The organism is Neosynechococcus sphagnicola sy1, assembly GCF_000775285.1.
GTDB classification, from domain to species: domain Bacteria; phylum Cyanobacteriota; class Cyanobacteriia; order Neosynechococcales; family Neosynechococcaceae; genus Neosynechococcus; species Neosynechococcus sphagnicola.
Genome location: NZ_JJML01000005.1, coordinates 24283 through 46710 on the forward strand (window position 1 = coordinate 24283; position 22428 = coordinate 46710).

General features: G+C 53.2%; 18 protein-coding genes and 5 pseudogenes. 3 read left to right on the forward strand and 20 right to left on the reverse strand.

Annotated features, from left to right (window positions below; genetic code table 11):
- Positions 1-35: 35 nt before the first annotated feature.
- The 15 genes and pseudogenes from DO97_RS20480 to DO97_RS25760 all read right to left on the reverse strand — a co-directional run.
- Entirely contained in the window at positions 36-1862 is a 1827-nt protein-coding gene (locus DO97_RS20480) for a DUF11 domain-containing protein (protein ID WP_204368447.1), read from the reverse strand.
- Complete coding sequence (locus tag DO97_RS20485) at positions 1792-3075, reverse strand: DUF11 domain-containing protein (protein ID WP_204368448.1); 1284 nt, start codon at positions 3073-3075, stop codon at positions 1792-1794. Before DO97_RS20485 ends, DO97_RS20480 begins: the two co-directional genes overlap by 71 nt.
- A 63-nt stretch (positions 3076-3138) precedes the next feature.
- Positions 3139-3519: a hypothetical protein gene (locus tag DO97_RS20490; protein WP_052128314.1), complete on the reverse strand. Its 381-nt coding sequence runs from the start codon at positions 3517-3519 to the stop codon at positions 3139-3141.
- Between the two features lie 48 nt (positions 3520-3567).
- The gene (locus tag DO97_RS20495; RefSeq protein ID WP_162182926.1) at positions 3568-4353 is read right to left on the reverse strand and encodes a right-handed parallel beta-helix repeat-containing protein; all 786 of its coding nucleotides are present in this window, start codon (positions 4351-4353) and stop codon (positions 3568-3570) included.
- 64 nt (positions 4354-4417) lie between these two features.
- Positions 4418-4777, reverse strand: a complete 360-nt coding sequence (locus DO97_RS20500; RefSeq protein WP_052128316.1) for a hypothetical protein — start codon at positions 4775-4777, stop codon at positions 4418-4420.
- Positions 4770-8279, reverse strand: coding sequence for a TonB-dependent receptor (locus DO97_RS03055; RefSeq protein WP_162182927.1), 3510 nt, complete (start codon positions 8277-8279; stop codon positions 4770-4772). Before DO97_RS03055 ends, DO97_RS20500 begins: the two co-directional genes overlap by 8 nt.
- Positions 8227-8724 (reverse strand): hypothetical protein, encoded by a 498-nt coding sequence (locus tag DO97_RS23590; protein ID WP_156120404.1) that lies wholly within the window; start codon positions 8722-8724, stop codon positions 8227-8229. The genes DO97_RS03055 and DO97_RS23590 overlap by 53 nt, the downstream gene beginning before the upstream one ends.
- Positions 8721-10346 carry a DUF11 domain-containing protein gene (locus DO97_RS03060; protein WP_052128318.1) on the reverse strand — a complete coding sequence of 542 codons (1626 nt, stop codon included), beginning with the start codon at positions 10344-10346 and terminating at the stop codon, positions 8721-8723. The genes DO97_RS23590 and DO97_RS03060 overlap by 4 nt, the downstream gene beginning before the upstream one ends.
- A gap of 1 nt (position 10347) precedes the next feature.
- Positions 10348-11295 (reverse strand): hypothetical protein, encoded by a 948-nt coding sequence (locus DO97_RS03065; RefSeq protein ID WP_036531065.1) that lies wholly within the window; start codon positions 11293-11295, stop codon positions 10348-10350.
- A 104-nt stretch (positions 11296-11399) separates the two neighbouring features.
- The gene (locus DO97_RS03070) at positions 11400-11972 is read right to left on the reverse strand and encodes a DUF11 domain-containing protein (RefSeq protein ID WP_036531067.1); all 573 of its coding nucleotides are present in this window, start codon (positions 11970-11972) and stop codon (positions 11400-11402) included.
- A gap of 124 nt (positions 11973-12096) precedes the next feature.
- The gene (locus DO97_RS24820) at positions 12097-12459 is read right to left on the reverse strand and encodes a hypothetical protein (protein ID WP_052128319.1); all 363 of its coding nucleotides are present in this window, start codon (positions 12457-12459) and stop codon (positions 12097-12099) included.
- Positions 12440-13945: a DUF7925 domain-containing protein gene (locus DO97_RS24825; protein ID WP_476703514.1), complete on the reverse strand. Its 1506-nt coding sequence runs from the start codon at positions 13943-13945 to the stop codon at positions 12440-12442. Before DO97_RS24825 ends, DO97_RS24820 begins: the two co-directional genes overlap by 20 nt.
- Positions 13855-14646 (reverse strand): hypothetical protein, encoded by a 792-nt coding sequence (locus DO97_RS30680; protein ID WP_476703513.1) that lies wholly within the window; start codon positions 14644-14646, stop codon positions 13855-13857. The genes DO97_RS24825 and DO97_RS30680 overlap by 91 nt, the downstream gene beginning before the upstream one ends.
- Before the next feature lie 783 nt (positions 14647-15429).
- Positions 15430-15580: pseudogene (locus DO97_RS30685) on the reverse strand (transposase); the annotation flags it as partial.
- Positions 15581-15582: 2 nt separating this feature from the next.
- Positions 15583-15738: pseudogene (locus DO97_RS25760) on the reverse strand (transposase); the annotation flags it as partial.
- A gap of 92 nt (positions 15739-15830) precedes the next feature.
- On the opposite strand from DO97_RS25760, the pseudogene DO97_RS03080 reads away from it, so the two are divergent.
- Positions 15831-16022: pseudogene (locus DO97_RS03080) on the forward strand (hypothetical protein); the annotation flags it as partial.
- A gap of 152 nt (positions 16023-16174) precedes the next feature.
- On the opposite strand, the gene DO97_RS30030 reads toward DO97_RS03080, so the two are convergent.
- From DO97_RS30030 to DO97_RS25765, 4 genes and pseudogenes are all read right to left on the reverse strand, one after another.
- Complete coding sequence (locus tag DO97_RS30030) at positions 16175-16267, reverse strand: cation-transporting P-type ATPase (protein ID WP_204368450.1); 93 nt, start codon at positions 16265-16267, stop codon at positions 16175-16177.
- An 857-nt stretch (positions 16268-17124) separates the two neighbouring features.
- Entirely contained in the window at positions 17125-18321 is a 1197-nt protein-coding gene (locus DO97_RS03085; protein ID WP_239651397.1) for a ParB N-terminal domain-containing protein, read from the reverse strand.
- 502 nt (positions 18322-18823) lie between these two features.
- Entirely contained in the window at positions 18824-19327 is a 504-nt protein-coding gene (locus tag DO97_RS24275) for a transposase (protein WP_052128321.1), read from the reverse strand.
- Positions 19328-19614: 287 nt separating this feature from the next.
- Positions 19615-19773: pseudogene (locus DO97_RS25765) on the reverse strand (transposase); the annotation flags it as partial.
- A 95-nt stretch (positions 19774-19868) separates the two neighbouring features.
- Between DO97_RS25765 and DO97_RS30690 the strand changes: the two are divergent.
- Both DO97_RS30690 and DO97_RS03105 read left to right on the forward strand, forming a co-directional pair.
- Positions 19869-20739 (forward strand): annotated as a pseudogene (locus DO97_RS30690) (M23 family metallopeptidase).
- Between the two features lie 90 nt (positions 20740-20829).
- Positions 20830-21384 carry a late competence development ComFB family protein gene (locus tag DO97_RS03105; RefSeq protein ID WP_036531072.1) on the forward strand — a complete coding sequence of 185 codons (555 nt, stop codon included), beginning with the start codon at positions 20830-20832 and terminating at the stop codon, positions 21382-21384.
- Positions 21385-21444: 60 nt separating this feature from the next.
- Here the strand turns inward: DO97_RS03105 and larE are convergent, their stop codons facing one another.
- Positions 21445-22272, reverse strand: a complete 828-nt coding sequence (gene larE, locus DO97_RS03110; RefSeq protein ID WP_036531073.1) for an ATP-dependent sacrificial sulfur transferase LarE — start codon at positions 22270-22272, stop codon at positions 21445-21447.
- Positions 22273-22428 lie beyond the last annotated feature (156 nt).

Sequence of the window (22428 nt, forward strand, 5' to 3'; positions counted from 1 at the left end):
TTTTTCCCCTGACCGTTGCGGCACCCTCCAGGATTCTAATTCACGGCTGCCTTGAAGCGCACAAACCCGTAGGAGTTGGTGGGTACCCCCGGAGCCGTCGCCGCAGGAAGTTGAGTCACCCCACTCACGACTTTGACGACAATGGCTCCATTGGTATTGGCACCACAGAGGCTCGGGGCAGTGCCATCCCCTGGGGTATAGTAACGACCGCGATCGCTATCGGGAACGTTGGTCAGGTAGACCGTGGGTAGGGTTGGGAGGCTACTACTACTGGAAGCAAAGGCCAAGCCCGTATCCACAGGAATCGCACCAGCTTCCAGGGGGTGGGGAGACGCGGAGTTGTACCCCGTGGGCACAAAGGTTTGATGGGTAGGAACCAGATCGCAGAGGGTGAGATTCGAGGCCGGGTTACGACTATTGAGGAAGTAAATGGTGTATTCCAGGATGTCACCCGGTCGGACAACCGGGGAGTTGACCACCCCCCGCAGGTAGGTAGAGAGGGGCGTTGGCCAGTAAAGATCTTCTGTGGTGTCGCCATTGTTATTCGGGTCGGAGGTACTGCCAGTAAACCCGGTGTAATTGACACCATTGAGGCTGGTAATCCGCTTCACCAGGGAGATCGTCGGTGGTAGTGGCCTGACATCGGTGATAATCGTCTTCGAGGCGTTTCCAATGGAGGAGGTGACTGACACTGTATTGCTGAGGTCAGCCACCTGGGTCGCGGAGACCAACACCGTAACCAAAAACTGGGATGCAACCGGGTAGGGTGACGATCCAAAGGTCGCCCGAGTACAGTTGATGGTGCCATTGGTACCCACTGTGGGGGTGGTACAAGTCCATCCAGAAGGCGTTGAGATTGACTGAAATACCGTGCCCACGGGCAGGGGATCATTCACCACAACAGAATTAGCCGGGTTTGGCCCTCCATTGACAACCGTGATCGTATAGGTGAGGGAATTCCCGGCAGTTACGGGGTCGGGGGCAGCGGTTTTGTTGACGGAGAGTCCATTTGGCACGGAAGACGTGACGGTTGCGGTGGGGCTAGCGGCTCCCAACGTCGTTCCCTGGCCTAGGGTTTGTCCCTTAAAGGTTTCCTGCGCTTGGTTGATGATCTGGGTGTTATTGGGAACGTTGGTGTTAATCGTGACGCGAAACTTCACTGTGCTGGAGAACACCGGATTGGGGTTGACATTCAGTGTTCCCCCCGTGGTGGCATTGGCTCCGGTGCCAATGCGAAATCGGGTAAGGTTGTTGCCAGAGTCGAACTCCGCCTGGTCATCCCCGGTGGCATCGGTTTTACTCACCCCGTCAATGATCAAGCTTCCTGGCACATAAGTCGTGTAGGTCGGGATCGGGTCGGTGACGACATTTTGATTGGCTGGGTCGCCGTTGCCGTTGGCATCTTGATTGTTGGTGACCGTAACGGTGTATTCCAGAATATCCCCGATTTCGACATTCCCTCCATTCAAATCGACATAGCTCTTGCCTAAAAGCATGTTGGGGGCATAGAGCACAATGGCAGTTGTCACCACTCCAGGATTATAGGATTCCCCCCCCGTGGTCAGGGTGAGAGTGCCGCTGGTGGCACTGTTCGCGAGAATGCCATTGGCGTTGATAATGTCCGCATCAAAGCCCAGTTGGTTTACATAATTGGGATTCTTGGTCGTGACATAGGAACCGAGGTAGCTAATGGTGCTATTAAAAAAGTTATTGGCGGGGTTCAGGGCATCGGAGAGGTTTGTACTGTTGAGTCGAAATTGATCTCCCTGGTAAACACTGCCAGTAGGGCCATTATCTCCATCTAGGGCAAGTACCCCTAACCGGACATTGACTGAGCCAAACGGGGGGGGCAATAAATCCACTAATAGGGATATTTAAGGTTGTTGCGGCGTTGGCAATATTGAGAAACCCATCATAGACCGTGAGGTTTCTAGGGGGTTCTCCCGGTGCCCGGTAGGCAACCACCAGAGACCAGCCGCCAAAGTTATTGACAGTTGTTGGGAGGACTCTGACATCCCCAAGAAAGTAAGTTCCATTCCCTGCTGCTTGGACTTGGGTTGTGACATCTACAAAGCCCTCGTAACTATCTTGGTAGGTGTTCGTATATAAGCTCGTAGCCGTCAACGTTGAGTAGACACCCCCAGGTGGGCGAAACTTCACCTGATTTCGAGAGCCATTATTGGATGAACCCATCCAGTAAAGTCCGGCCCAGAGCACCGTTGCCCCCGAAGGTAGATTTAAATTGGCACTGCTGGAGTTCAGCGTCGTTGTATTGTCCCCATCAATGTCCACCATGGCTGCCAGATAGTCATTGTTCTGGGCATCTATGGAACCTGCTTGCGCTAAGGGGCAACTGACTTGCAATCCTGCACTTCCCCCAATCCCATCTAGCCCAAAAGCGGTGGTCGTACTTCCAACGTCCATTGTGAAAACTGATCGGGAACTCTGGTTGGTGACCGGAGACATGCCCTGGTTGGTAAAGACCACGTTGGTGGTGTTAGTAATGTCGGTGCCGTTTCCTGTCCCGCCGTTCACGGTGACTCGAAACCGCATTGAGGTGGATTGCCCCGCCGTGAGGGTACCCCCTGCGGCATTCGTGGCCCCAGTACCCAAAAAGAAACGCACCGTATTTGCAGGATTGCCAAAGCTTCCTTGATCATCAGTGTTCGTGTCTGTTTTGGCTCCGGCATTGGGGCCGGTGAGAATAACCAGGGAACCCGCTACATAGGTTGTATTCGTCGGTCGTACATTGGTGAGGGCTACCCCCGTCGCAGAGGCAGAGCCGTTGTTCGTGACCGTCAGGACATATTCGATGGTGTCACCCGTTGCGAGGTTGCCACCGTTGAGGTCGGTACCAGTAATGGCAATATCCACCATGGGGCAGGAGGAAACGGTGTTGCCAACGAAAATGATATTGCCAGTGTCATTGGTTTGATAGCGAATTGAGAAGGCAGTGTCGGCGGGGGCTGGTAGCCCATAGAAAACTGCTACCAGCCCAATCAGAAACGCGCCGAATAAAGATAGCCCTCGAATCAACCAGCGATGCTGTTGACGTTGACCATAGTTGGATTTCAAGTGGCGGCTAAGTGTTTTGGTTGAACGGGGCTGGGGGAACAACTTCATAGATGACTCGTTCTGTTAGGGCCTCTGGCTTGGGTCAGTTGCGTGGGGGAGCGATCGCACCACCACGGTGGGGGAAGGTTCGGAGGTACCGTACTTGGGATCGGTAGCGATCGCACTCAGGCGCATCCCCGCTGGCACTTGGGTGAGGGTGAAGCTAAATTGCCCCTGGGCATTACTGGTAGTGGTGGCAAGGGGTTGACTGAGTGTTCCATAGTTACCCCTGGTTTCCTCTACCCGATAGAGTTGGATCTGACAATCCGGATCAGCCTGCCCATCCACAATTACCTGCTGATTCAGTCGTAAAAATTCAGCAGCGAGGAAGCGGGGGGTCATTGACCGCACCATTGCCCGTCTCGCGGCGGCGGTTGGGGGAATTGCGAGGCGGGTTGGGGCCATCTCCCAGACGTAGGTAGGGGGGGGTCAATATTCTCTTGGGTGTTGAGGTCAATACTCAGCCCTGCCAACTGTGCAAAGCGATTGTCTTGAATCTGGTTGCGGCGACTCTGGGGGGGCAGCGGTGACCACCACCCCAGCGCCAGATTGATCCGTAATTTCGTTTGCCATCACCCGGTGATCGTTGCCCATCAGGTAAATGGCGGCGGTAGGGCCTTGTTTGCCATTGCCAGTGATCTGATTGTGGTGAATATCCACCGCTCCCACGGGCTTAAACAGATAGATGGCGCTGCCTGCATTTCCTCGAATTAAGTTCCCAGAGATCGCCGTATTTTGAATTTGACCTTCCAATCGAATCGCATCGGGCATCCCAGTGAAGCCATTGCCCTCGATCAGATTAGCGGAAATTTGCAAGTTTTCGGCTTCAGCCAGGGTGAAAATACCACTACTTTGATGGGCGGCAATGCGATTCCCTCGAATCTGGGTGCCCCGACCACGCGTAATCCAGACCCCAAAGGCAGAGGCAGGGTTGGGAGCTACGCCTGTGGGCGCGATCCCTAACCAGTTTTGTTCAATTACCACTCCTTCCGGGGGCAAGGTTTTTGAGGGGGGACGGTGTCGAGTCGGCAGGCGATCGCCAATCCAAATATCGGCAGGGGGCAGGGAGGCTGTCTCGCGATCGCGCCCCTGGAATCCATAGACGCTCAAGCCCCTGATGGTGACTCTGTCGGCCAAAATCGTCAGCCCTCGCAAAATCTGGGTTTGGGGAGTCGGGGCGATCGCCACGATGGGAGGGGGCAAGGAAGTGTCAGGGGTGATTCGGTCGGGGATTGACACTGACCGATAACCGAGCTGAGTGGTGCCATCCACTCTTAAACCAGGGGTAATCAGGGAGGGCAACTCACGGGTGAGGTAAATCGTTGTCTGTTCGGGGGGAAGGTTGAAGACAATCCGGGGGGGTACTATCCGGAATTTTTTCCACCAGTTGGCGTTCTTGAGGACTCAGACGCTCTAGGGGCAGACTGCCATCCATCAGTAGGAGGGCTTCCCGCAGGGTAAGCCCCGCATCTGGCTGCGCCTCGCCATCTTGAGCCAGAGTTACCGTCACTTGCAAGCCAGCGGGACTGGCTGCTGCACTGGGAGTCGGGATTACCAAAGTTGCCCCACTACCCAGAAGCCAAAGGCCGAGCAGACTCCATTGGCCGACGGGCGATCGCTGCCATGGATGAGGAGTGGAATCCGGATAGATCAAATTACTCATGGGCAAATCTAGGCATTTCTGAGGAAACGGGTTGCACCTGGGACGGTGTTGATGTCTCCGACGATTCTGGCGCCGGGGCAACACCGGGAGCTACCACCGCTGGTTGCGGTTGGGTACTTGCAGGAATGGGTTGATCCTGGGTTGCAGTCGGAACAGTTGTCGAGGTAGCCGGGGCGATCGCTGCGGGGGTAGGTGACCCCTGGGGCGGAGCGATGGGTTGACCGATAGGCGAAGTCGGAGTTTGGGTCGAGGTTGCTGTCGCAGCTGTGCCAGAAGCAGGCAGTGGTTTCGCGACGGGGGAAGCATTTTGACGACGGGGGCGCATCTTATCTAGTAGCCTAAAGCCTTCAAACAATTGATCCAGCTTCACGGTAAAGCCCACATAGAAGCCGCCCACCGAGCGATTGCCGCTGAAATCTCGGTCATTGGCATTGCCAAACCCATAGCCAACGGCGAGACGGAGGTTGGCGGTCAGATAATAACCCGCTTCCACCACCAAGCCTGTTTCACTGTAGTTTGCTGAGGGCTGATTGATCGATCTGGCTTCTGCCACCAGATCGATGCTGCGGTTGAGGCGATAGGTGACACGAAACTGAGACAGGGTGATGGCGCTGGAATTGGTAAAGTCAGAAGCTAAGTAGGACGTACTACTGCGGAGCGCCAACTTACCGTAAAGCTCCCAGCGCCAGTTGGGGGCATAGATCATCTCCACTGCAAGGGTTTGGTCGTTGTTACCCGTGCCACTCCCCAATAAAATTGTTGCGGGGATCGATGAGGGATTGACGCGAAACTCGTACCGCAACAGGGCATTGAATTTGTCGTTGTTTAAGGGGCGATAGGCCAGACCCAATTTCAGGTCAATAGTGCTTCCCAGCCCATTCAACTGCTGATTCGCTGCACTGGCCTGTTGATACTGCATCAACATTGTCAGGTTGTTGGTGATCTTACCCGCCACCCCCGCCGTAATCACGGTATTGCCACCTCCGCCTTGAGCCCAACGCTGCAAGCGGGCACTGGCTTTGAAGTTAGGGTTGTCCGTGTACTCCAGGCCAATACTGTAGCTTTCGCCGCCTTCAATCCCAAGACCGGAGGAACTCTGTCCCACGGCGTAGGGTTGGGCAAACTGTTGCCCTGCCCCCGTTAGGCTATAAATATCCGAGGCCACCCGCTCATAGGCAACATCCAGGGTCAGACCGGGGGCGAGCTTCCAACGCTGGTTTAACCCCAACATCCGTTGGGAGGTGATGCCATTCACCCCTCCTAGAATGGTGTAGCGAGAGGTCAGGGTCGTATCCGGCCCCAGCTTGTAGTCGCTGATGACTTCCAGATTGGTGAAGGAGTTACTGCCAAACTGCCCCCCGGAAATAAACTGCTGGCTCAGTCGCAACTTGATGCCGGGGTAGGCAAGCCAGTCCAGGGCCAGGATGGTGCGATTGGGATAGACCAAATCCTGATCGGCACTGAGATTTAGCTCATTCTGGGCCTGAAAGCTGATTTTACGGGTGATCGGGACAGTGATCCGGGTACGGAGTTGACTGGAATTACCACTCAGATCCTGGGATATGCGATCGACGCGATCGCGGTTAATGTAGTCCAATTCAATGCTGGCAGTGCCAATCCGTTGTTGCACCCCAACGCTAAAGGTGGTGAGGGAATTGTCCACCTGGCTCCCCGGTACGGCTTCTTGCCCTGGGTTAAAAAGATCTTGGTCATTGAACAGGGGTTGGGGGGCAATGCCAAAGTTGTTTTCCTGGTCAAACTGAAACCGCAGATTGGTGCGGGAACCGACTTGAGCAATCACCTGAGTCCCATAGCGAGTCTGACCCGGAACAAAACTAATCGTGGCGTTATTGGCAAACCCTGGATCGGCGGTGCGGTAGTAAGCCTGAATCTTAATATTGTCGTTAATGGAGCCATCAAACTCAAAGCGAAAGGCGGAACCACTGACGGGGCCAAGGTATTCCGAAGTATTGCTAGAGTGGGCATACTCCGCAATCAAGGTTCCCCGTGGCCCCAGGGAAATCAGGGTATCGGCTCCATAGAGTTCAAAGGTACGAACCCCCTGGTTTTCTTGGACGTAGGTGGCTCCAATCCAGCTTTCGTTGTTCAAATCCCGCGACAGATGATACCGTACTCGTCCCGCATAGATACTGGTGGTGCTGCCTTGACTGTCGAATTGGTAGGTGACAACAATTTGTCGCACCAGGACTGTGCCAGTATCACTCAGATCTGTGCGCAGAATCGGTCGCTTGAACAGCACCGTTCCCCGGTCGTAGTCAATGTCGTAGTCCAGACCTCGGGTCAACTGAGTTCGCTGCACAACGGTTCCGGGACGATCAAACTCCTGTAGTTCTAGAGACACCGATTCACTGCCGGGTAACACTAGTCGTTGGGAGAGGAAGTAAAACCCACTGGTGCCATCCGGGGCGATGGTATCCCGCTGAAACCCTTGGACATCATCCCCATAAAAGGCCGTGATCTGGAGATTGCCAAAGTTATAGTTGGCCTTAAAGCCGTGGAGTTGGCGAGAAGTGGCGGTGAAATACTGCGATCGCGTCGAGAATTCATCCGTGTTATAGTCACCCCACATGAAATAGTCTTGGTTGCGTTCGAATCGTAGGTAAACACTATCTTCCGATCGGGCAATCCGCTGACTCGTAGAGCTGTCCCCATAGGTTGAATAGGTGGCGCAGGCCGGGACATCCTGACTCAACCCCGTTCGCCCACTACAGTCCTGGTTAATGGTGCCATTACTGTTGTAGGCTCCCGTAAACAGCCAACCGCCAATGCTGCCCGTGGCAAACACCGCAGAGTTAACATCTAATTGCGAGCTATTGTCCCCATTCGCCGGCAGAAAATCCCGAAAACTGCCAAAAAAATTGTTCCCCCGGCCGCCATATCGAAAGTCCAGAACCCCCGTCAACAAGCTAGGCCGCAGTGCCGTTACAAACTCTAGGCGAGAATAGGCTTCTAGAGTGCCAGCAGACGCCCGAATCCGGACAATTTTTGCTTCCAGACCCGATTGCAGCGTGGCGGTAAACTGTCCCTGCTGGGTTTGAACTTGAAAACCGGGCTGATCTTTGTCGTAATCCACGCCAATGAAGGTGCCGGCGGAGGTGTTCAGGGTGACAATGGTATCTTGATTCGCCTGGTTCCCCTGAGTATCGAGTAACTTCCCCCGCACCGTTGCCGTCGATCTCCCATCAGCTGGAATCCGACTCTCTAGGGTCTCGACACTGATCCGGTCTGCCAACCCCCGCACCCGAACCGATACGGTCACCGGCTGACCTGCGGTGCCGCCTTCCGTTGCCTGAGCCTTGAGGATATTTTCTCCCGGCCCCAAAGAGACCCCATACCAGGTTTGGGTGACTAGGTTATTCGTGGCATCGGTTTCAGTGCGACCAATCAGGGAGGCATCCACGGCAATGCCGTTCACCCACAGTTGCACCTCACTGCCAACGGCAAATTGCACCGTGATCGTTGCTGCGGGGGCATCCAACACTGAGTGAGTCAGGGGACTGAGAATTCTCACCGCTCCGGGAGCCAGCGGTACTGTTAGGGGATGATCGGGGTTCCCCGCAGTGGGAGCGGTGTTTATCGGGGGTGGCAGAGGGGTACCAACCGGAACAGGAGCGGGAGCCACGGTGGCGGCAGGCACCATCGGTGGCGGTAAGGGCGTACCGATGGGAGTCGGGACAGCAGGGGTGACAACGGGGGGTAGGAGGTTCAATGGCAGGAGATCCTGGGGTTTCAGCTGCCACCTCCGGGGTGGTGACAGCAGCAGGTTGGCTCCCCTCTGGGGTGATGGGTGGTGTGGCGGACTCAGCCAGCACCTTGCCGGGAACAGCTAAGAGCGTTAGGGCCACCAGGTGAGTCAAGAGATGACGGCAGACCTTAAAACAGACGGTAAAGTAGTCCTCTAACCCTCCCTGCCGTTCCCTGCTCATTTGCCCCCCCCCTCCTGAGTGGCAGGGGTAACGGCAAAATTCATGCGTACCAGGCTCCCCGGAGAAAGTTTCACCAGCCGAGAGGGGCTGTTGCGCTCCTTGAAGAACAGATTGGGAGCCAGGTTGTAACCAGGGGTGCTGGTCAGATCGAGAATGCCGGTACGGTATCCGGGTAGCACATTCTGCACCGAGAACAGACCATTGATGTCGGTGGTGATCCGGTTGCCATCATCCATAAACACCACAGCATTGGGTACCCCTGCTTCCCCTGGTTGCTGTTCTCCATCAAAGTTTTTGTCCACAAACACCCGACCAATGATGGTGCCAGTGTCGGCAAGAATGCCGGGTCGGATCAGCAGCCGATAAATCGCAGGGCCATCTCGAACCGTTGTGCCGTTGATCGATCGCTGGGCTGCTACAACGGCTGAGTTCTGGCCTGTTCCCCGCAGAGCATCGGGGGTCAAAACCACGGCATAGGCAATGGTTAAACTTTGACCCGCTGGGAGGGTCACACCGGGAACCTCAAAGGTAATGGTGGAGCCACTGGTGCTGCTGGTGAGGGTGACTGGGGTGTCGCCCACCTGGCCGCGCACCGATCGCCCCAGAAAGTTCATCCCCAGGGGTAGAGTATCGGTGACCACTAGATTGTTCACATCTCCGGTGGAGAGGTTCTTCACCAGTAAGCGGTAGATGACGGTATCCCCTGGTTCTCCGGCAGCGCGATCGCTGGACTTGATAATTTGGAGCTCCTGGGCTTGACAGACCCCGACATCCAGATCCAACACTGCCAAGACCAGACCGACACTGGCAGCATTCGTAATGTCCAGGGTGGCAGTCACAGACGTACTGTTGTCGGTGGCGCTGATGGGTTTTCCATCCAAAGAAGTCGCCGTATAGGTGACGGTATCTCCCGAAACGGAGGTCACCTGCAACCGAATCCGCCGCTCTTCATAAACCGAGTCTGGGGGCGGATTAATTAACAGAATGTAGGTGCTGCCGGGATTGAGCTGCCCTTCCTGGGGACTGAGCAGGAAGTTGTAGGTGCCTTCATTGCCATTGGTGAGAAAAAAAGGATTGCTGTTTTGGGTGTTGGGTGACAGCCCCAGAGGCACAGAGTTGCCGGGGTTATCGGGTACTTCCGTGGCAACCAGGGGCACCCGACCAGCAATGTCCCCGGACAGTCCCGATGGATCGGTGGGGAAAAACAACCCCATGGAGAAACCCGTGTAGTCCGGCAAGGTTTCCCCGGCACAGCCTGTGATTTTCCCAAAGGGGTCAACGAGATTGGTTTCACTCCCGCCAGAGTTGGAGGCGGGAATCACGACCGTCTCTTCTGGAGTGGGAGTGGGAGTGGGAGTCGGGGTGGGAGTGGGAGTCGGGGTAGGGGTGGGAGTCGGGGTAGGAGTGGGAGTCGGGGTAGGAGTGGGAGTTACACAACTGGTCACCACATTGGTGCCCGTCTCAATGTCCGTGGAGCTGGCAGTCACTGGAGCGGTGGTGATATCCGTGATTGCCGCTGGCCCGGTGACCGTCACCTGAAAATGGTCGTTTTGGCTCTGAATCCCCAGGGTGATCGTTGCCCCATCCGTCAAGGCGGTACTCACCTGCACGGCGGCATTCATTTCAATTTTTACCCCCCGCTGGGATTTCCACTTCGCGCATCGCACTGGTGGCTGGGGAGGTGGAAGGTGCAGTCGGAGTAGCGCTGTTCGCCCCTTGGGGATTGGAACTTACCCCACTGCCCATGGGTACCAGCAGCTTGCTGGGGGTGTCATCGGCATTTTTGAGAATAAAACGGTAATAGAGGATTTGCCCTTGATATAGCGCGGTCTGAGTCTGCGATCGCCGCAGGCTATTCAGTTCCTCCCCCAGAGACTCCCAGGTTTGATCAATAATCTCGGCTTTGCCCGGTACGGCTTGGGTCATAGCCGCTAGCACCGCTGTAGCGGTCTCTGCCACGGTGGCTTGATCGGGAGCTGTCACCACCGCTGCATAGGCGCTGCGACTGGCGGTGTCCGCTTCCGCCTCCGTCAGATTCGCGGCTCTCAGGGTGGCCTTCGCCAGTTTGAAGATCAGCAGAGTGGCAATCCGCTCCCGTTTAGAGCCCTGGAATTTGTCCAACACCCCACCCTGGCGCGATTGCGTCAAGGTTTTGTCGATAGCCTCCGATGCCTGCTGAAGCGTTGCTTTCAGGCGCAGTCTTACGAGAACCTTGGCGATCGCCCGCACCATGCGGGTGGCCTCGACCTTGTTGACCCCCTGTTGGATCAGATCGGCGCGCAGGGAACCCAATACCGCCCCCAGCACCACCCGTCCCCTGCCGTCCCGCACCCCGCCTCGGGCAACATTCAGGATGCGTGCTGCGCGAGATCTCGTATTGTTGACCGACCGAGCCGTTGTCCCTTTAATTTCCTGTTGGCTGCTTGCTCCCTGGTTCCTGGCTGCCTGCGGGGTTTTTCCGCTCTGATCTAGGGTAAGGTTGCCCTCCTGGTAGCTGAAATCCGCTTGATTTTCTAAGGCAGTTCCTGCACAGGTGGTCTGGGAGGTTTGCGATCGCGCAGGTGCCAGCATCGGTAGCAATGTGCCACCGACTAGGGCGATCGCCAGCAGAAATCGACCCCCCCCTTTTGGCTATGTGAGGATGCCATTGCACAGGTGAATTCCCTTAAAACTGCTTAGCGCACGCGCACTTGATAAATCACTTTGGCGATCGCCTTGGAGGGAATTGCCTGACTCAGCTTCCAGCGCACATGGGTATAGGCATCGGCAGGGGCAGGGCGGGTTTCCATCCGACCATCGGCCAGTTTTACCTGCACCGTGGGCTTTTCGATAAAGCTCTTGCCTCCATCAATGCTGTAGGTAATCACAGCGCCGCCATTGGTAATCGCTGATGCCGAATTCAGGATATAAATGGTGGATTTGGGAATTGGCTGGGTAATCACCACATTGCTGGCGGCACGATTGCCCAGGTTGTTGGTACTGACGGTGTAGCGAACCACATCTCCAGGTTTTACCGCCGTGCGATCCCCAACGGGCTGCCACGTCACTTTTTCCTGTCCCTGGGCATCCTTTTCCAAAACGCGCTTTTCAGCCACTAGGGCCAGCTTCAGTTCTGGCTTGGCAGAGGCTGCTTGGGCGATCAAGACTTCAGCAGTGCTGGAGCTGAGCGCCAAAGCCGACAGATTGCCAACCTGAGTAGAGACCAAAAGCGTCAAGACTCCCAGGCCAGATAAACACAGATATTTCATTGTCATGTCCTCCAGTAGTAACCTTTACTGTTGCTTCCCTCGCTCACCCATCCGCCTAGAGACAACAGATATTGAAGTCAGGAGACACCCCCATCCAGGGATGCCCCCTGACTTGCCCGCTGGCCTAGTTCACCTTTCGTTGGAAGGTAAAGGTTCCAGTACTCCCTGGATTCACCGTGCCGGGGCTATTGACATATCGGGTCACGGTGGTTCCGGTTGCCGGGTCAGAAGTTCCCAACAACGTCGCACCGTTGAAGAACTGCAACGGAGTCACAGGGGACACCACCGTACCCAACTGGTGGGTTGTGAAGGCCGCCCAGTTATTGCTACCCGAAGCGCCATTTTCATTGATCACCAAACCACTGGCGGTGAGGCTGACGCTGCCCACCCCTGTGGCGGTGGCAATATTCGTGTAGGTAATCCGGTACTCGATGATATTGCCGGGAGCCGGGGTCTTAGCCGCAGTACTAAACGGTGCCTTGACCACCCGTGACGGATGGCCCACTTCCTTGAAGAATCCGGGATTCCTTCAGCAGGGTGACGTAGCCAGTGTAAAGCCGATCAATCTTAATGTTGAAGATTGGTTCTGCCGTTGCACCATCAAAGATGTTATCCGTGTCGCTGTCCACAAACGCTGCAATCGGAATCGGGAAGGGAGTTGTCTGGGACGTGCCTGCTGGCAGGTTCACCGTCACGGTGTAATCAATACTGGTCGGCCCGACAAACCCAGAGAACCGTACCGGACTGGCGGGGGGAGAAACCGTATCCCACGAACTCCCTGTCGCGTCCCAGGTATAGGTCGCAGACTGAGCCCCCAGGGTAATGGTGACCGTCGTACCGTTCGGCAATCCAGCATTCGTCCCAAAGGCTGTATTCGGATCGGTTTGATTGGCACCTGTCCCATCCGCCGCTGCATCTGCCAGGGAGGGGGTAATGGGGCGAATCACCACGTTATCCAGGGTGCTGGAGCCAGGGTTGCGCACCGTATTGTTAAACGTCACCGCAGCCGGATCGAAGGTTGCCTGACTGTTGGCTGGCATATCCGTCGAGGACTTGTTGACAAAGTCCGTTTGGTTGGTGTTGTCTGGCCCGGTTGCTGCGGGTTGCCCCCCAGGACCATTGAGAATGTTACCCGCTGGAGTCAACGTAAAGACGTTATCTTCCCCGTTTGGCCCCGTACCGGTGTTGTTGTTGTTGTTATCAACGCCATCGGCAGTAGGATTGGCAACCCCAGTCGTTGGTGTGCCCCCAGCTCCGGTGGGATCCGTGGTCGTTCCGTCAGCATTAAAGTTGTTGGGCTGTTGGTCACCGGATTCGTCATAGTTGACGACATTGCTCGTATCCCCTTGGGTTTCACCCACTGCCTGGGCAATGTTGGCAATCTGGCCACCCCCAGCAGTCACCCCCGAAGTCGTTACCCGGAACTGGAAACCATTGGCATTGGTGACCGTTGTGTCACCGGGAGCCATGGTTCCCGTAAAGAAGAAACCAACCCGTGTAATCGTTCCGCCCGGAACCGTGGTAGACCACTGGGCATTGATAGCTGAGGTTGTCGTCGCCGTCGTGGTGTAGATTCTGATCCAGCCAGCTGGCAATGCGGGGTTAAAGCTGGTATCCAGAGTGGTATTCGCTGGAATCGCATCGGAAACCAGGATCACCGGGGTACCTGCTGCCACCCCTCCAGCACCGGTAATGGCATTGGTGATTGCGGTTCCTTCCAAGGTTCCCGGCAGGAAGGAACTGTTGGGTGAGGTCTGCTGCACCCGCAAATCTAGGCGGTAGGTAATTAAGTCATCGGAGAAGGTCGCCGGAGTCCCCAGATTGGTATAGAGGGACTGGGTTTTCAACACTGTTGCCAAGGCGCGGGTGGTAATCGCGGAAGCTACGGTCGTCTGTTGGAAGGCACTGGCTTCCCGCTCATTATTGACGGGTGCACCGGCAGTATCGCCATTGGTGGTGCCGGAGTTATCCACCGTTCGGACTTCATCGGCGTTGGCTCCATCCGTGGCACTATCTTGGTTCTGAGTTCCGGCACTATTGTCATTGGCACCCGTGTTACCCAAGGTGACACTGATGACCGTCCCTGCCCCCAAGGACGGGATTCACCGTCACCGGGACGCGCACTTTCACCGTGACCCCCGGCTGCAAAGGAACCCGTAAACCCAGGAATCTGAGCTGCTACTGCACTCACAAAGGTGCTATCCGTCGTCAGGCCAGAGGCTGGCACATTCACTGGCGTGGTTAGCGTCACCCCATTGATGGCCGTAACCTGCATAGAGCCGGTCAACGTCGCGTTGGTAATGGTCGGGGAATTGGTAATAAAGAGGGTGGTGGGATCATTACCCACGTTGGTGATCAAGAAGTCGTAGTTGAGGACATCTCCGGGAATCACACTACCGCTGTTGACATCTGTAATCCCCGCCGGGACGTTGGTAACACCCGCAACTTCCGCCACCGTCACGGTCACCGTGTTTGACGTGGCATTAATATCAGTGCCCGGATTGTTTGGGTCTTGGTAGGTCGCTGTCGCCGTGTTGCTAATGGTGGTTCCGGCAGACGTGGAAGGAGCCGTTTGAGCCAGGATGGGCGCGGCGAGCTGGAAAGTGGTGCCGCCAACTAGCAGACTGGTCACAGCGAGTTTTCGACAATATCGACGGATCTGCTTACTTTTCATGGAATGCGGTCTACTCCTCAAAAGACATCAATACAAACGAATCACCGTAACCAACGCCGCCGAAACAATAGCCTTACTTGTTTCTCGATCCAACCGCCTGCTAGACAGGGATTTTTAACGACGCGACTCACTCCAGCCCCATAACGCTCTAGATGTATACACGCAAACTCTAGGGTGATATACCCAATAAAATTTTTGAGTCGCTACTGAGTCGCCACGCATCTCAGTATAAATCAGAAGAAAGTAAAAATACTGGTGTAATTTCCAGTATTTTTCCTGAACTAGCATTATTCTGCTTAATCACTGCAAGTTTATGTGTGGAATTTAAACAATGGGGAAGCCGTTACGTTCTAAACTAGAAAATATTCTACCGTGGATATAAAAGCCTTCAGTAAAGGTTGTATGAAGATTTGATGGTGTTTTACTAGGGAATTTCTTGAGAATGCAGCACTCTAAAATTGTTGATTGTTGCAAAAAATATTGAAATTTATTTCAATATCCTGCAAAGTATCGATCTTAGTTTTTTTATACTATTATTTCTGTTTCTACAGTATATATGTTTAAATCTATCAGTTACAGGAACATTATCGCCAGATGTTGATCTCTTGTTTGCGTGATTACACTGATTGTACTTCTAGTTGCTTGGGGGAGTGAACAAGGGTGCGTGGTGAGGGCGATCGCAGGAGCAGCAATAGGTAAATTCCATTGAAGTGGGGGCACGTCAGTCAGCTAACACGTCAGTGCAGCGGACGGTCGGAAGCTGCTAGTGCTGAGTTCAAGGTGCTCCTCAGCGGGGAACACTGCTTTGGTCTTAATCACCTTGCAGTGAGCGGTTGAGTGACTCAATGGCGTTGGTGGTGTAGATGACTTTGCGAATATCCATCGGATAGTCAAAGATGGGGATGATGTTGTCCCAATTTGGATACACCTCATCGAGGGGCGCACCTGCCAAGCTTTCACCTCGTCGCTGACGGTATCGGTCACTTCGCTGATCAACGAGGGTGAGATGTGCACGCCATAGAGTTCTTCCAGTTGGTCGCTGATGTCTCGCGTACTCAAGCCCCGCGCATACAGCACCAAAATCTTTTCATCTCCGCGGCTGGTCTCTTGTTTCTTCCGTGCCATGATGCGGTCTCCTGAATGATTGGGATTTTAGACCGCTTACACAAAATTCTGATCAGTCTCTGGTCAGCGGGGCGCTGATTTTGGTGGCGATCGTGGTGGTTGGTGGCACTATTTTTAATCCATCTCTGTTTGAGGAATTGGTCAAGGTGTCGCTGAGTATGGCGGTAGCAGTTGTGCCCGAGGGCTTGACGGCAGTGATTACCGTCACTCTAGCCCTGGGCACCCAGCGGATGGTGAAGCGAAATGCCCTGAAGTGCCATCATCTTCATCAGGATTGAAGCAGAAAAGCTGTTTATCCGTTGGTTCTTCAGCCGTCGCCCTGACCAAGGTGTTGCCTAATTGGTTCATGCGCTTTTAAAATGGCGTCGGTTCAGACTCCACCGACTGAAGGGTGCTGGCAATTTTACCCAGTCACGGCGATCAGCATTAACAGCATGATGTTTTTGAACTGATCCCAAAGAATTTCCAGGGGTCTACGCCCTCCTTCTTCCTGCAACTCATTTGGGATTAGTGCTGAAGCTTTTCAGTCACTTGGTTGGTGGTTAAGCCACAACTGCGATCGCTCTGGAGGGTCTGCACAGCCTGATCAGATTTGAAGCTGGCACTCCAACCGCAGGGGCAGATACAACGTCCGGTACAGAAGCCATAAGTTTACTTTTTTGAAATGCTGTAACTCATTATATAGCGTTTCTCTGTCAAGTACGGTATACTCCCAGTCCTGAAGCTTTTGCAAGTCAGGAATTGACTGTACTTTACCAGCTCAATAGCTGCTATAGCACTAAATTTTAGTGTTTGAATGTGCTAGTGAACTACCCCGCCGCTTGCAGCCGGGGTATCAGATCCAAGCAATAAGGTCTGAAGTTCCATGAATTTAACCTCCAAAAAAACAAGAATTGATCATCGACTGGGATGGGTTTGATAACCCACTGTCAGCACTTTACTTACAGCTAATCCCAGGGCAAAATACCACCTCACACCACAAATCTCACCTTACACCATCGTTAATTAGCCAGCGAGTCAGCGAATCTTGAGGAGACAGGTTTAAACTGTAGCTTTGCTGCTTAGTAAGTCTTTGGCAATCAACGCTTTTGACCGTTAAGAATCAAAGCGATGCAGCCCATGGCGCTTACTACACAATGGGACAGGAACACAGAAAATAAGCAGATTAAACTACATCTATCCTGGCAAGGAGGTAACAACAGACTCACTATATAGTGTTTCTCTGTCAAGTGCGGTACATTTCCAGTCTAAAGCTTTTGCCAGTCAAGATTTGACTGTCCTTTGCTAACCTAATAAATGATCCTCTAGCGAGCTGGCATAACTGCCTCTAGAACGCTATCCGGGGGTAACGGTTTAGTCATAGAGAGCTATTTTTTCGGCTTGCTTGCCTGTCCATTTTTGCCAACGAGCGATCGCCTGATCAACCCGCTGAAGATTCTCATCCCCGGTAAAGCAAACCCGGCCCATTTTTTCGCAGGCAATCAACACTTCTCCGTGCCCGATTTCAGAGTGAATGACAAAATTACCTGGTTGGGTGTATAGGCTAATTAAATAGGCGACAAGGCTTTCAATGCCTTCGATTTCTAAAGGTTGGTCAGATTTGACTAGGGGATAGCGGGAAAAAATTGCTAAGTAGATACCCCTAAGTAAGATTTCAAACTGAAAGGGCATCCGGTGGCGAGTGCAAAACTGATGCACCTGTCCTTCGGGGCAAAGCACTGCCAACACTTGGGCTTTATCAATCAAGTAGTCATGATGCCAATCAGCAACCGAAGTCGCGATCGCTAAGGCAGCATCGGAGGGTAAGCGATCAATAAATGCCTGACTGGTCAGATTACCGCAATGAATTAAATGTCTACCCAGCAGCCAATCTTGCCCAGCTTGACTGCTAGGTGAAGGTTCAGCTTGTTCAATGGTGCGATCTTCTTGGCGTTGTGTGCGTTTGGCCGCCTGCTTGGCCTGCCGCTCGGCAGTGGTATGGTAGAGCGCTATCAACTGTAACTCGGTTTGCTGCTGCTGAGTCTCAGCAGTTTGCTGCTCACCTGCAACCAAAGTTTGTTCCACCATCGCTTTTTGAGCCGGTTTGCCGGCCCTGGCAATTTTCAACAAAGCAGTTGGGCTTTTGGCAATCGGTGTCCCCTTGATCTTGGCTTTGACCTCTGGGGTAATATCTCTGGCAATCTGCTTCCCCTGTTGAAATGTGCGATCGGTGTAACCTGCCTCCTTCGCTAACTCCAGGGTGGTTCTGATGGGTGGCGAAACCGTTTCACCACCTCTGCGTTTGCGGGTGTACTGATTATCTCCGGCCTTGGCCCTCAGCCCCATGCGTTCCAAAATCTGATCGCGTTCCAGCCACAACTCAGATCGCTCTAGGGCTTCTAACTCGTTGCGGATCAGGTTTTCATCAATTTCTGCCAGGCGGGCTTGGTCTTGGTTATGATAGTCAACAATCTTGCATTCAATTTCAGTAAACCCCAGTAGTTTGCAGGCCGTGAGTCGATGCAGTCCTGCCACCAAGTTCAAGTGCTGATCGAGTGTAACTGGGTTCAACAGCCCATTTGCTTTAATGGATTCCATTAATTCCATCACTTTTTGATCTTTGAGGGGGTCGTCTATTCAGCCCAATCCAAACCTTGTCAATCGATACGAGCACCATAGCAATTGTTTTTTTGCTTTATTTTTAGAGGCCTTTATCTTTAGAGGCTATAAACAGCGCTCAGTTGTCTAATTTTTGAGCTTGTGTAATTTGGAAAGCCTAGCACATTATATATATAGCATTACAAGATTTAATGCTAGCACCTATAGTCAAGATGGCAAACGGTTAAAACTCAGTGAGGGTAACAATCATATTTTTTGCGAGGCATCGAAAATTGGCTAACAAAGACCTAACGCGATCTCCCTCACGCCAGAAACTTCGTGTTCAAGATGTTCCAGGTAAGGACTGAGGCAGTATAATCGCTTCAGGTTTCAGATCAACCCTGATTTTTTGCTCGTCAACTGGGCTTACAAGTATCTTCTTCAAATGGCTCTCCCGTTAATATGGTGATTTTTTCTAATCAGAGAAGCAAGCTAATAGCCTTTCCCGAAAATTGTTGAAATTCACAAAGCCATAAGCTTGCCGTTTAATCAACTTAATGTGATTATTGATTCCTTCCATTTCTCCGCTCGTCATTCGATTCCGAAAATAATTGCTAATCCCATCTAAATGGTTGCGAATTGTTGTAATCACTTCACTGTAAACTTCGCGGGCTTTGCCTAACCACTCTTGGAACTGATACTTCCCCTCCTCAACCGTCAATGACTGCTCATAAATAGCACGAAATTCTTCTTTCCATTCATAGGCTTTTGCTAATCGTTTTTCTCTAGACAGATGCTGTTCTAACTTTGACTTTTCTTCATCCGTTAAATCCTTGTCATTCTTCAATAAAATCAACTTGCTCCCTCGGTCAAATACACCTGATTGTCTGCTGATTTTATTTAACTCTTCATTCACTACTTTCATGACATGAAAACGGTCAATCACAAGCACAGCATTTGGAAACACTTTTTCAATCACTTATAGACTCCTCATATCGTCGGGTATACTGCCGTCCTTTATCCAGCCATGTCAAGGCTTCAGTGAAATAACGCTGGCAGTCATGGCAATAAAACTGACGACGCGGAACTTTTTAAATAATTAGCTTGACCGAAAATTGATAAATCTAGAATCAAAATTGGACGGTCTTGATGCAGTTCTGAACTCAATTTATTACAGCATGGACAGCTCGCTTCCTGATTTAACAGGCACAACTTTAAGTACGCTTCATTGTCTTGTTGAGTGCAACTTTCAACCGTAACGTACTGAGCCTGAATATCACGGCTGGTCATGCCCCGCGCATACAGCGACAGAATCTTGTCATCAAAGCCATTCAAGCGAGTCTGCCCTTTGGGGATCAACTGTGGCTCAAACGCATCCTTCCGGTCACGCGGTATCCCCATCTCCGCTTCGCCGAACTCCCCTTTATTGATGCCATGCAGCTTAAGCAGATTCATCAATTGCTCAGGTAACGTGCTCAGCTAAAGTAATGACTGGAGCTTTCGGTATAGGGCACTCATCCATGAAACCGCTGCAAAGGCGACATTATTTCCTTGTTCTCATCAGTTTTCTGCTCGGTCTGGTACTGGTACTGGCCGCTCCCAGTTTGGCACTCCAGGCTCAAATTCTTCCTAGTTCCCCCCAACTGGGAGATACCCTGTCGGTCACCCTGCCAGCAGCTGATATGGCCAGTGGTAAGCCGATGGTGAGAATGGGCAAGCAGACCTATGCTATGTTCCCCTCAGTGAGCGGTTGGCGGGCGCTGATTCCCACAACTCCCCTGGATATGCCAGGGATGAAATCGATTCAGGTGATGGGTGAAGGGCAGGTGCAAACTCTTGCCGTCAAGTTACGCGATCGCAGTTTTCCGGTACAACGGATCTGGCTACCCCCAGGCAAAGACGATCTGGGGAGCGACTTTGAATTTGATCGGGTGGATGCGTTCAAAAAGCTAGTGACCCCAGAGAAGTACTGGCAGGGAGTGTTTTTTGCGACCGAATTCTGGGCCAATTACCAGTGGCTATGGGGTACGTCGCTACTATAATGGTGTCTTCGCCAAGGATTACTACCATCGCGGTGTGGATTATGCAGGTGGCTACGGCTCCCCGGTGATTGCCCCAGCTGCTGGGCGCGTCGCCTTGGTAGGGCGCGTTGCTCAAGGGTTTGAACTCCACGGCAATACCATAGGACTGGATCATGGTCAGGGAGTCGCCAGTATTTTCCTCCATCTCAGCCGCATTGATGTCAAAGAAGGGCAAATGGTGAAAGCAGGGCAGGTTCTTGGTGCCATAGGTTCCACGGGGGCAGCAACAGGGCCACACTTACACTGGGGACTCTATGTCCAGGGTCTGTCGATTGATCCGGTGCCTTGGCGTACCCAAGGATTTGAGTAATTGTAAACATTCCCCATTGACTCCAGACTAAATTCAGGCACAATCAACACAGTGATGTACTAGGGTGGTAATGAACAAGAAGGTGTCGGCATGAGTATCGAAAAGATCGTAAACCAGGCATTACAAGACGGCTATCTCACCCCTGCCATGGAGGCAGAGGTCGGTCGGATCTGTGACACAGCTTCCGAGCTGTCGGTTGAAGAGTATATGGCCCTGGATCGCCTGATGGGAGCCTTGCTCACGGGTGAAGTGGTGGCAGTTCCTCGCAAGCAATTTATTAATGTCATGGAAGAGTTAGTGCTGACAGAAGCGATCGCCCGTGTTGCAGAAATTGAAGCCACCACAGACAAAGCCCTTGATTTGGGGGATGTCGCCGCCTATGCCCTCAATCGCCTACCGCCCTTGTATGCCACCACGGAAGAGGGCGCTCACTACCAACGAGACCGGGCTAAGGAGGAACTTCACAGCATCATTGCCCTACAGGTGGATGAAGCGATTCTTCACAACTTAAATCGCCCCGAATTTTTCCCGGAGCGCCAAGTGTTAGGTAAAAGCGCGGCTAAAGGTGAAGTGCTCTCCCAGGTGAGTAACCTGCTCCAAGCCTATGCACCGACCTTTGAACCCCCCACCGCTGGCCCCGACTAACCTTGCTTGAACCGGGTTGAGCTTAGGGCAGTTGCCCTTGCCAAGGTTGTCAGTGCTGGCTTAGCAATTAGTGAGAACAGCTGGCTGCTGAAGTACCTGGTTGAGTTTGCCACTTCGGTAGCCTTCTAAGTCAAGGGTTACATAGACAAATCCGTAGCTTTGAAATGTCGAGACTAACTCGGGTAGGTTGGTGTGGAGAATAAAGTCTGGAATGCTATCCCTCGGCAACTCAATGCGAGCGGTGACGTTTTCGGAACGGACCCGCAGGTTTTGATACCCCAGTTGTCGCAGATAACGTTCTGCCCGCCCCACCCGTTGTAATTTCTCCAGGGTGATAGCCTCCCCGTAGGGAAACCGAGAACTCAAGCAGGGTTGGGCGGGTTTGTTCCACCAGGGGAGTCCCAGAAAGCGGGCCATTTCCCGCACCTCTAGCTTACTGGCACCTACCTCCGCTAAGGGCGATCGCACCCCCCGTTCTTGAGCCGCTTGAATCCCCGGTCGATAGTCTAGCAAATCATCTGCGTTCAACCCATCGACGACATAGGGGAAGCCAAGGGTTTGTGCCAAGGGTCTCAGGGTGTCGTGGAGTTCACTTTTGCAGAAATAGCAGCGATTGATCGGATTACTGGCATAATTGCTGTTTGCCAGTTCATGGGTTTGGACAATCTGATGGGCAATGCCGAGGGTCGCCGCTTGAATACAGGCTTCTTCCAAATCTTCCGGCAATAGGGCAGGGGAGTTGGCCGTCACTGCCAAGGCGCGATCGCCCAAGACATCAACAGCAATTTTGGCGACTAGAGTACTATCAATGCCCCCTGAGTAAGCCACCAACGCCTGTCCGATCTCCGCGAACAGGGTGCGGAGTCGTTCTAGTTTTTGCGCCACCATGGTTGTTACGGTTATGGTTAGGTTCACGAACTATAGCTTGCCTATCGACGGGGAATCGTGATTCTAGCTTAACGAATTTTGGGCGGTCACCCAGTTCGTTACCCTGGCCGCTAGGGATTCCAGCACTGTAATAACCCCCTTTAAACGGGTGATCCC

Coding starts and splice junctions, on each gene's coding strand:
- DO97_RS20500 (WP_052128316.1), bottom strand. CDS start 4,777: ATGAGTAATTTGATCTATCCGGATTCCACTCCTCATCCATGGCAGCGA.
- DO97_RS03065 (WP_036531065.1), bottom strand. CDS start 11,295: ATGCTGGCACCTGCGCGATCGCAAACCTCCCAGACCACCTGTGCAGGA.
- DO97_RS30680 (WP_476703513.1), bottom strand. CDS start 14,646: ATGAAAAGTAAGCAGATCCGTCGATATTGTCGAAAACTCGCTGTGACC.
- DO97_RS03060 (WP_052128318.1), bottom strand. CDS start 10,346: ATGAATGCCGCCGTGCAGGTGAGTACCGCCTTGACGGATGGGGCAACG.
- DO97_RS03070 (WP_036531067.1), bottom strand. CDS start 11,972: ATGAAATATCTGTGTTTATCTGGCCTGGGAGTCTTGACGCTTTTGGTC.
- DO97_RS23590 (WP_156120404.1), bottom strand. CDS start 8,724: ATGAGCAGGGAACGGCAGGGAGGGTTAGAGGACTACTTTACCGTCTGT.
- larE (WP_036531073.1), bottom strand. CDS start 22,272: ATGGTGGCGCAAAAACTAGAACGACTCCGCACCCTGTTCGCGGAGATC.
- DO97_RS20490 (WP_052128314.1), bottom strand. CDS start 3,519: ATGGCCCCAACCCGCCTCGCAATTCCCCCAACCGCCGCCGCGAGACGG.
- DO97_RS03105 (WP_036531072.1), top strand. CDS start 20,830: ATGAGTATCGAAAAGATCGTAAACCAGGCATTACAAGACGGCTATCTC.